The sequence below is a fragment of the Caballeronia cordobensis genome, from assembly GCF_001544575.2.
Classification (GTDB): Bacteria; Pseudomonadota; Gammaproteobacteria; order Burkholderiales; family Burkholderiaceae; genus Caballeronia; species Caballeronia cordobensis.
In genome coordinates, this window is record NZ_FCNY02000006.1 from 417,765 (window position 1) to 426,851 (window position 9,087).

The window sequence follows — 9,087 nt, forward strand, 5'->3', positions numbered from 1 at the left end:
AATAAAGCGCATTGACGCTGTTTTCGCGCGATCCAATACTCTCGGATATCGCGGGGCCATTCGAAGTCCCGCTCCCCTGAACGTGGAGAACGACGATGTCCGAAGTGCAAATCCAATTCAAGTCTCACGGCGAATTGATCCGCAGCCGCGAACCCGGGCATGGCATGCCGGGCGAGCTTTTCGGGCGGCAGGACGTGTTCGAGAAAGACGTCGACGTGTTTTTCCAGAAGCACTGGATTCTGGTCGGCGTGACCTCGGACGTGCCCGAGCCGGGCGACGTATCGACCGTCGATATTGGCCGCGCTTCGGTCATCATCGTTCGCGACGACGACGAGAACATCCGCACGTATCGCAACGTGTGCCGGCATCGCGGCGCGCGTCTGAAAGAAGCGGGCAAGTCGACCGTCGGCATGCTGGTGTGCCCGTATCACCAGTGGACGTACGATCTCGACGGCAGCCTGCGCCACGCCTCGCACATGGGCAAGGATTTCGACCCGACGTGCCGCAGCCTGATGCCGGTGCATACGCGTATCGTCGGCACGCATATTTTCGTGTGTCTCGCCGATGAAGCGCCCGCCGACATCTCGAAGCTCGAAGACGCGATGGCGCCTCGCTTCGCGCCGTACGACCTGACGAATACGAAAATCGCGTTCGAGTCGGAGATCGTCGAGCAGGGCAACTGGAAGCTCGTGATCGAGAACAACCGCGAGTGCTATCACTGCGCGGCGACACATCCGGAACTGACCGCGTCGTTCCTGCCCGAAGATTTCGGTTTTTGCACCGACAATCTCACCGAGGAATCGCTGCGCGATTTCGAAGCCTACAAGGAACGCAACGCGGCGTGTCAGGCGAGCTGGGAACGCGACGGCTTCACGAGCGCGACCGTCGAATGGCTGGACGAAGACGCCGTCACGCAATTCAGAACGCAGCAGCTCGTGATCGCGGGTCACGGCGAATCGCAGACGATCAGCACGAAGGTCGCGTGCCAGAAACTCTTCGGCGATCTCACGCGGCGCGATCTCGGCGACACGCATCTGTGGACGCACAACTCGTGGACGCACGTGATGAGCGATCACGCGGTGGTGTCCTACATCATCCCGCTTGCGCCGGACAAGACGCTCGTGCGCTCGAAATGGCTCGTGCATGCGGACGCCGTCGAAGGCGTCGATTATCAGATCAAGGATCTGACCGAAGTGTGGATGGCGACCAACGCGCAGGACAAGCATCTGGTCGAAATCACGCACGAAGGCACGCAGGATCCGGCCTACAAGCCGGGCGTGTTTTCGCAATTCACGGAGAGCTATGTCGATCAGTTCTCGCGCTGGTATGCCGCGCGCCTGAACGCGCACGGCGTCTGAAGCTTCTTAGTGATCGGTGACGAAAGTCGGGTGGCGCGTGCGAATCTCGTCCACCTGACTCAGCGTGCCGGAAAGATGCTTGCGCAACGCAGCATCGGCGGCCTCGACGTCGCCTTTTTCGATCGCATCGACAATTTCGGTGTGGTCGCGCACCACGGCCATCGTCTTGCCCTCGACCGGCAGATGCAGCCGCCGCAGCCGGTCGATGTGGCCGCTCAGCCTGCGCACCAGATCCCACAACTGCGGCACGCCCGCGGCTTCGTACATTTGCCGGTGAAACGCCTGATCGAGCGCTGAAAACCGCTCGACGTCCTGCGGATCGAGCCATTCCATCTGTTCCGCGATCGTCGCGCGCAGCCGCGCGATCAGCGACGCCTTGTGCTCGCGCGCCAGGGTGCGCACGACCTCCAGCTCGATCGAGCGGCGCAGGAAGTGCGCCTGCAACGCCGACGCCACGCTGATCTGGCTCACGACCGTCGCGTGCTGCGGAAAGATATCGACGAGCCCTTCCTCGCCGAGCTTCATCAGCGCGTCGCGCACGGGCGTCTGGCTCAGGCCGTAGCGGGTCGCGAGTTCGGTGCGCGACAGCACCGTGCCCGGCGCCAGTTCGAGCGACAGGATCATCTCGCGCAGCCGCTCGAACACTTGCGGCGCGGCGTGGCGGGACCGGTCGAGGCGATGAACCGAGGCGGAAGAAGCGGCATTATTCATGGTGGACCCGGACGAAAGGCGACTGAAACATTAGTACTATAGCCGCGCGAAGGCCCGATCGGTAAGCCTGAGGCGTATCCGTACGCATCGGCGTTAACCCGACTGACGCACTAATGTATTAGTGCTTTACCATGCGGTTACTCTCGCTACTTCCGGAAGAAACCTTCATGTCCCGCGATATCGCCATCAAACAGGTTCGAATCACGCCGATCGCCTTTCGCGACGGCCCGTTGCTCAATGCCGCGGGCATCCACGAGCCGTGGGCGCTGCGCGCGATCGTCGAACTGGAGACGAGCGACGGGCGCGTCGGCATCTCGGAAACGTATGGCGACGAGCCGATGCTGCGCGTGCTCGATCAGGCGAAAGATCTCGTGATCGGCCTGTCGCCCTTCGACCTGAATCAGATGGAAGAACGCGTGCGCGCGACGATCAAGGCGACGCCCGGCGCAGTCGAATTCGAACTGGCGCCCGGCTCGCATGCGGCGAAGAACGCGCCGAAGGTCATCAGCACGCTCGAAGTGGCGATGCTCGACCTGCAAGGGCAGATCGTGGGCGCGCCGGTCGTCGATCTGCTGGGCGGCAAGGTCCGCGACGCCGTGCCGTACAGCGCGTATCTGTTCTTCAAGTACGCGGAGCATATCGACAAGCCGTATGCGCCGGATGCGTGGGGCGAGGGCATCAGCCCGGAGCAGATCGTGGCGCAGGCGCGCCGCATGATCGATCTGTACGGTTTTCAGAGCATCAAGCTGAAGGGCGGCGTGTTCGAGCCCGCGCATGAAATCGCCTGCATGAAGGCGCTCTCGATGGCGTTTCCGGGCATGCCGCTGCGTCTCGATCCGAACGCCAACTGGACGCTCGAAACCAGCATCAAGGCCGCGCCCGAGCTGGACGAGATCCTCGAATACTACGAAGACCCGTGCCCCGGCCTCGAAGGCATGGCCGAATTGCAGAAGCACACCAAGCTGCCGCTCGCGACCAACATGGTCATCACGACGATGGACGACTTCCGCCGCGGCTGCAACATGGGCTCGATCAGAGTGCTGCTCTCGGATCATCATTACTGGGGCGGCCTGCGCGCCACGCAGACGCTCGCGCGCATGGCCAAGCTGTGGGGCTTCGGCATGTCGATGCATTCGAACTCGCACCTCGGCATCAGCCTGATGGCGATGACGCACGTCGCGGCGAGCGTGCCGAACCTCACGTATGCGTGCGACACGCATTACCCGTGGCAGGAAGAAGAAGTCATCAAGGGCGGGCGCGTCGTGTTCGACAACGGCGCGGTGCGCGTGCCGACCACGCCGGGTCTGGGCGTCGAGCTCGACCGCGCGAAGCTTGCCGAATTGCACGAGCAGTACAAGACGTGCGGCGTGCGCAATCGCGACGACCTTTCGCAGATGCGCAAGTATCAGCCGGAGTTCACCGGCAAGAATCCGCGCTTCTAAGTCGAAAAAAACAGCGTTCGCAGCGCCCATCCAGGAGACACCTCATGAGCAGTTCCAGCGCGCTGTCGAGCGCCGTCAGCAAGATCAAGTGGCACGTGCTGCCGCTTTTCGTCGTGATGTTCATCGTCAATTACATCGACCGGGTGAACATCGGTTTCGTGCGTCAGCATTTAAGCGCCGATCTGGGCATCGGCGCGGCGGCCTACGGGCTGGGCGCGGGACTCTTCTTCGTGAGCTACGCGGTGTTCGAAGTGCCGTCGAACATGCTGATGCAGCGTTTCGGCGCGAAGGCGTGGCTCACGCGCATCATGATCACGTGGGGACTGGCCGCGACCGGCATGGCCTTCGTGCAGGGCGAAACCTCGTTCTATGCCATGCGCCTTTTGCTCGGCGCGGCCGAAGCGGGCTTCTTTCCGGGCGTGGTGTTCTATTTCACGCAATGGCTGCCGCGCGACGAACGCGGCAAGGCGATGGCCATTTTCCTGAGCGGCTCGGCGCTGGCGTCGGTGTTCTCCGGCCCGATCTCGGGCGGACTGATGCTGATTCAGGGCGTGGGCCTTCATGGCTGGCAGTGGATGTTCATCATCGAAGGCATGGCCTCGGTGGTGCTCGCGGGCTTCGTGTGGTTCTGGCTCGATTCGAAGCCGCGCGATGCGAAATGGCTCACGCGTGAGGAGCAGGAAGCGATCGTCGGCGAAATCGAAGACGAACAGCGCCGCCGCGATGCCGTGCATGTGAAGACGCCGTCGGCATGGGCGCTGCTGCGCGATCCGCAAATCCTGATCTTCTGCCTGATCTATTTCTCCGTTTCGCTGACGATCTACGGCGCGACGTTCTGGCTGCCGAGCATCATCCGCAAGATGGGGCATCTGAACGATTTCCAGGTCGGCCTGTTCAACTCGATTCCGTGGCTGATCTCGATCGTCGCGATGTATCTGTTCGCGGCGCTCGCGGCGCGCTTCAAGTTCCAGCAGGCGTGGGTTGCGTGCGTGTTGCTGATCGCGGCGGCGGGTATGTATGCGGCCGGCCTCGGCAGCCCGGTGTATTCGTTCGTCGCGATCTGCTTTGCGGCGATCGGCTTCAAGGCGGCGTCGTCGCTGTTCTGGCCGCTTCCGCAAGGGTATCTCGATGCGCGTATCGCGGCGCCTGTGCTTGCGCTCATTAATTCGATCGGCAATCTCGGGGGTTTCGTCGCGCCGGCGACCTTCGGGTTTCTTGAGCAGAAGACTGGTTCGATTACGGGCGGGCTGACCGGGCTCGCGGCGATGTCGGTGTTGGCGGCGGGGGTGGTGTTTTTTGCGCGGATCGCGCCGAAGGTGGGGCGAGGGGGGGCTGGCCTGCGGCCAGGTGTGCAGAAGTAAGACTCGATTTGAAGTGGCGTTGTTGTTGTTGTCGTGGAATCCTGCATTCATGTCGGTTTATTAGCACTGCCCCTGTGCGGGGCGGCACCTACTTTCTTTGCTGCTGCAAAGAAAGTAGGCAAAGAAAGCAGCTCTCCCCAGCCTAAGCACCTCACGCCGGCCGCGGCACAGGCGATTGGCTGAATGGAACCCAGAGTAGCGAGTGCCCCCACAAAACGCGCGCGGCTTGGATCGCGCACGGTCTGACTCGTCGCGCCGCACAACATACTGGATCAGCACGAAATGGCTCCGGCCCGCTTCGCGGCCGACCGGTCACGCGGGTATGCGTGTGCATCTGCGTGTGCGGGTGCATGCGCGTGGTGTCCCTTGCATACCCGACGGCAGCGCGTAGCGCTGTGCCGGTGCTATTTCGTGCTGCACCAGTGCGATCAAAGTTATGGCTTGTCAGACCGTGCGCGATCCAAGCCCGGCACGGCAACGAGGGCACTCGCTACTCTGGGTTCCATTCAGCCAATCGCCTGTGCCGCGGCCGGTGTGAAGCACTTTGGATGGGGATAGCTGCTTTCTTTGCCTACTTTCTTTGCAGCAGCAAAGAAAGTAGGTGCCGCCCCGCACAGGGGCAGTGCTAATAGACCGACGCGAATACGGGACCCAACGCTAAAGCCTTCCGAAGGGGAACAGTATCTGCTCGTAACTCATGCAACCACGCATGAGCGCGCTTTGGCAGGGTTGCTGTGAGGGTGGGGAAATCGCGTTATCGTGTTTCGTGCTGCTTCCGACAGCCAAGGCCATCAAGCAAGCCTTATTCCGCGTCGCTGGAACACCGGTTGCACCCCCTTCAATCTCCGGGCGCACGCCCAACGATCGAGGACTCCGAACATGGCTCACTTGTGCGACGTCTGCGCCGCGCGTCCCGCCACGGTGCGGCTCGCCGTGCTGCGCAACGGCCGGCGCCACGTCATCGACGTATGCGATTTTCACTATGCTCAGTTGACGCGTCATCAGCGCGCGCTCTCGCCGCTCGAATCGCTCTTCATGGGCGGCGCGTCCGCCGACACCCCCGCGCCCGAAGCCGCCGCGCCGCCCGATCAGGCCACGGCGGCGCGGCTCAACGAAACCGAAGGCGCGAATATCGACCGCTATTTCAGCGACGGCGCGAAGGAAATGCTGATGCGCGCCGCCGAGCGCGCCGTGCAGTCCGGCTGCCCGCACGTCGATACGGAGCATTTGCTCTACGAGCTGGCGAACAACGCGGTCATCGGGTCGATACTCGACAGCATCGGCATCGATCCGGCGGGGATTCGCGCCTACATCGACGCCAACGCGCAGCGCCGCGACGGCACGCGGCCGCCCACGGACGGCATGATCGCCGTCTCGCCGCGTCTGAAGAGCGCGCTCGATCGTGCGTTTCTCGCGTCGCGGCAACTGCGTCACAGCTATGTCGCGCCGGAGCATCTGCTGATCGGCCTCGCCGAAGTGCCCGACAGCTTCGCGGGCCAGTTGCTCGGCAAGATGAACGTCGATCCGCAGGCGCTCAGGCAGCAGACCGCGCAGACCGTCGGCGCGGGCGGTCCGCCGCGCGGCGAAGGGCCGCCCTCGCGCACGCCCAATCTCGACAAGTTCAGCCGCGATCTCACCGCGCTCGCGCGCGAGGGGCATCTCGATCCGGTCATCGGCCGCGCGCGCGAAATCGAAACGATGGTCGAAGTGCTCGCGCGCAGGCGCAAGAACAACCCGGTGCTGATCGGCGAGCCGGGCGTCGGCAAGACGGCGGTCGTCGAAGGGCTCGCGCAGCGCATGGTCAACGGCGACGTGCCCGAATCCCTGCGCGAGAAGCGGCTCGTCGAACTGAACGTGAATTCGATGGTGGCGGGCGCGAAGTTTCGCGGCGAGTTCGAGGAGCGCGTGAAGCAGGTCGTCGAGGAAATCACCGCGAATCGCGACACGCTGCTGCTGTTCGTCGACGAAGTGCATACGATCGTCGGCGCGGGGCAGGGCGGCGGCGAGGGCGGGCTCGATATCGCCAACGTGTTCAAGCCGGCGATGGCGCGCGGCGAGCTGAACCTGATCGGCGCGACGACGCTTGCCGAGTACCAGAAGCACATCGAGAAGGATGCCGCGCTGGAGCGGCGCTTTCAGCCCGTGCTGATCGCGGAGCCGACCGTCGCGCAGACCATCAACATTCTGCGCGGCCTGCGCGACCGGCTCGAAGCGCATCACAAGGTCACGATTCAGGACGATGCCATCGTCGGCGCGGCGGAATTGTCGGATCGATACATCACCGGGCGTTTTCTGCCCGACAAGGCGATCGATCTCGTCGATCAGGCCGCCGCGCGCGTCAATCTTTCGGCGACGTCGCGCCCGGCGGAAATCCTCGAACTGGAATCCGAACTCGCGCAATTGCGCCGCGAGCAGGACTATGCGGCATCGCGCAAGCAGTTCGACCGCGCGCACTCGCTCGACGGCGAAATCGCGCAGAAGGAAAAGGCGTTGCAGGAGAACACGGATACGTGGAAGCAGCGCATCGGCATGAATACCTCGACGGTGACGGTCGCGCAGATCGCGGAGATCGTCGCCACGCTCACGGGCATTCCCGTGGCGCAACTGACCGAGGAAGAGCGCGCGCGCCTCCTGAACATGGAGGAGCGCCTGCACAAGCGCGTGATCGGGCAGGACGAGGCGGTCGAGGCCGTGTCGGATGCCGTGCGCCGCGCGCGCACCGGCTTGCAGGGGCGCAACCGGCCGATCGCGGTGTTCCTGTTTCTCGGGCCGACGGGCGTCGGCAAGACCGAGCTTGCGAAGGCGCTCGCGGAAGTCGTGTTCGGCGACGAGGACGCGATGCTGCGCGTGGACATGAGCGAATACATGGAGCGCCACGCGGTGTCGCGGCTGATCGGTTCGCCGCCGGGATATGTCGGCTACGACGAAGGCGGTCAGTTGACCGAGCGCGTGCGGCGGCGCCCGTATAGCGTGATCCTGCTCGACGAAATCGAGAAGGCGCACCCCGACGTGTACAACGTGCTGCTGCAGGTGTTCGACGATGGCCGCCTGACCGACGGCAAGGGCCGCGTCGTCGATTTCAGCAATACGCTGATCATCGCGACGAGCAATCTCGGCTCAGACGTGATCGCCGGGCAAAAGCGCGCGACGCTCGGCTTCACGGCAAGCGCAACGGACGCCGACGCATCCCTGCAAAGCGGCGTGATGAGCGTGCTGCGCCAGCATTTCAGGCCGGAGTTCCTGAACCGTATCGATGACATCATTCTGTTCCGCTCGCTCGGGCGCGATGAAGTGCGCCATATCGTGCGGCTGTTGCTCGATCAGGTGCAGCGGATGGCGCACAGCCAGGACATCGTGCTCGATTTCGACGAATCGGTGGTCGATCATCTCGCGGAAGTCGGCTACCGGCCGGAGTTCGGCGCGCGCGAGTTGCGCAGACAGATTCGTCAGTTGATCGAGAACCGGCTGGCGAAGGAAATGCTGCGCGGCGACGTGGCGGAAGGGGCGAAAGTACATTGCCGGTATGACACAGAGGCGAAGCAACTCGCGTTCATAGTGGATGCGCCGGGGCTGGCGAACAAGCCGGGAGAAGGCACGCCGGCCACTCCGTAGGCGGTTCGGCACGGCGCTTGCGCATAGCGGGAACTCACTTTAACAAGGAGGCGTCATGAGCATCTTTTCCAACATCATGAACAAGATTTTCGGCCATCACGATGCGGCCGCGGCGGGCGCGCCGGCGGGCCAGGCTGCGGCGCCCGCTTCGGGCACGGCCGCCGCGCCCGCTGCGCCGGCCACATCGACGGCTGCGTCCACGCCGGCGCAATCCGCCGCGCCGACGCAGCCCGTGGACGTCGAAGCGGTGCTCACGCAGATGCAGGCGAGCCACGGCGAGCAGTTGAACTGGCGCACGTCGATCGTCGATCTGATGAAGCTGCTCGGTCTCGACAGCAGCCTCTCCGCGCGCAAGGAACTGGCGACGGAACTGCATTACAGCGGCAACACCGAAGACTCCGCCGCGATGAACATCTGGCTGCACAAGCAGGTGATGCAGAAGCTCGCGGACAACGGCGGCAAGGTGCCCGACGATCTGAAAAACTGAACGGTCTTTCGCGCCTGAACGTCGAAGCCCCGGCCCGCGTGAACTGCACCCCAAAAGTTGGACACCCGTTCAACGATTTGGGGTGTTTTTTCATGAGCAAGTACAGCGCACGACTC

The 9,087-nt window shown here is 63.6% G+C and carries 6 protein-coding genes; 5 read left to right on the top strand and 1 reads right to left on the bottom strand.

Annotated elements, in window-relative coordinates; genetic code table 11:
• The first annotated feature begins 95 nt into the window (after positions 1-95).
• Positions 96-1,358 carry an aromatic ring-hydroxylating oxygenase subunit alpha gene (locus AWB70_RS14560; RefSeq protein WP_014252433.1) on the top strand — a complete coding sequence of 421 codons (1,263 nt, stop codon included), beginning with the start codon at positions 96-98 and terminating at the stop codon, positions 1,356-1,358.
• Between the two features lie 6 nt (positions 1,359-1,364).
• Here the strand turns inward: AWB70_RS14560 and AWB70_RS14565 are convergent, their stop codons facing one another.
• Positions 1,365-2,069 (bottom strand): GntR family transcriptional regulator, encoded by a 705-nt coding sequence (locus AWB70_RS14565; protein WP_014252432.1) that lies wholly within the window; start codon positions 2,067-2,069, stop codon positions 1,365-1,367.
• A gap of 167 nt (positions 2,070-2,236) precedes the next feature.
• On the opposite strand from AWB70_RS14565, the gene AWB70_RS14570 reads away from it, so the two are divergent.
• The 4 genes from AWB70_RS14570 to AWB70_RS14590 all read left to right on the top strand — a co-directional run bounded on the left by AWB70_RS14570 (position 2,237) and on the right by AWB70_RS14590 (position 8,971).
• Positions 2,237-3,511: a glucarate dehydratase family protein gene (locus tag AWB70_RS14570; protein ID WP_053571425.1), complete on the top strand. Its 1,275-nt coding sequence runs from the start codon at positions 2,237-2,239 to the stop codon at positions 3,509-3,511.
• A gap of 44 nt (positions 3,512-3,555) precedes the next feature.
• A complete protein-coding gene (locus tag AWB70_RS14575; protein WP_053571424.1) occupies positions 3,556-4,872 on the top strand; it encodes an MFS transporter in 1,317 nt (438 codons plus the stop codon).
• Positions 4,873-5,751: 879 nt separating this feature from the next.
• On the top strand, positions 5,752-8,484 hold the full coding sequence (locus AWB70_RS14585) for an ATP-dependent Clp protease ATP-binding subunit (protein WP_053571423.1): 2,733 nt from the start codon (positions 5,752-5,754) through the stop codon (positions 8,482-8,484).
• 55 nt (positions 8,485-8,539) lie between these two features.
• On the top strand, positions 8,540-8,971 hold the full coding sequence (locus AWB70_RS14590; RefSeq protein ID WP_045460897.1) for a DUF3597 domain-containing protein: 432 nt from the start codon (positions 8,540-8,542) through the stop codon (positions 8,969-8,971).
• The last annotated feature ends 116 nt before the right edge of the window (positions 8,972-9,087 follow it).

Excerpts from the sequence above, each read along its gene's own strand:
- AWB70_RS14560 (WP_014252433.1), top strand. The coding sequence starts at position 96 with ATGTCCGAAGTGCAAATCCAATTCAAGTCTCACGGCGAATTGATCCGC.
- AWB70_RS14565 (WP_014252432.1), bottom strand. The coding sequence starts at position 2,069 with ATGAATAATGCCGCTTCTTCCGCCTCGGTTCATCGCCTCGACCGGTCC.
- AWB70_RS14570 (WP_053571425.1), top strand. The coding sequence starts at position 2,237 with ATGTCCCGCGATATCGCCATCAAACAGGTTCGAATCACGCCGATCGCC.
- AWB70_RS14575 (WP_053571424.1), top strand. The coding sequence starts at position 3,556 with ATGAGCAGTTCCAGCGCGCTGTCGAGCGCCGTCAGCAAGATCAAGTGG.
- AWB70_RS14585 (WP_053571423.1), top strand. The coding sequence starts at position 5,752 with ATGGCTCACTTGTGCGACGTCTGCGCCGCGCGTCCCGCCACGGTGCGG.
- AWB70_RS14590 (WP_045460897.1), top strand. The coding sequence starts at position 8,540 with ATGAGCATCTTTTCCAACATCATGAACAAGATTTTCGGCCATCACGAT.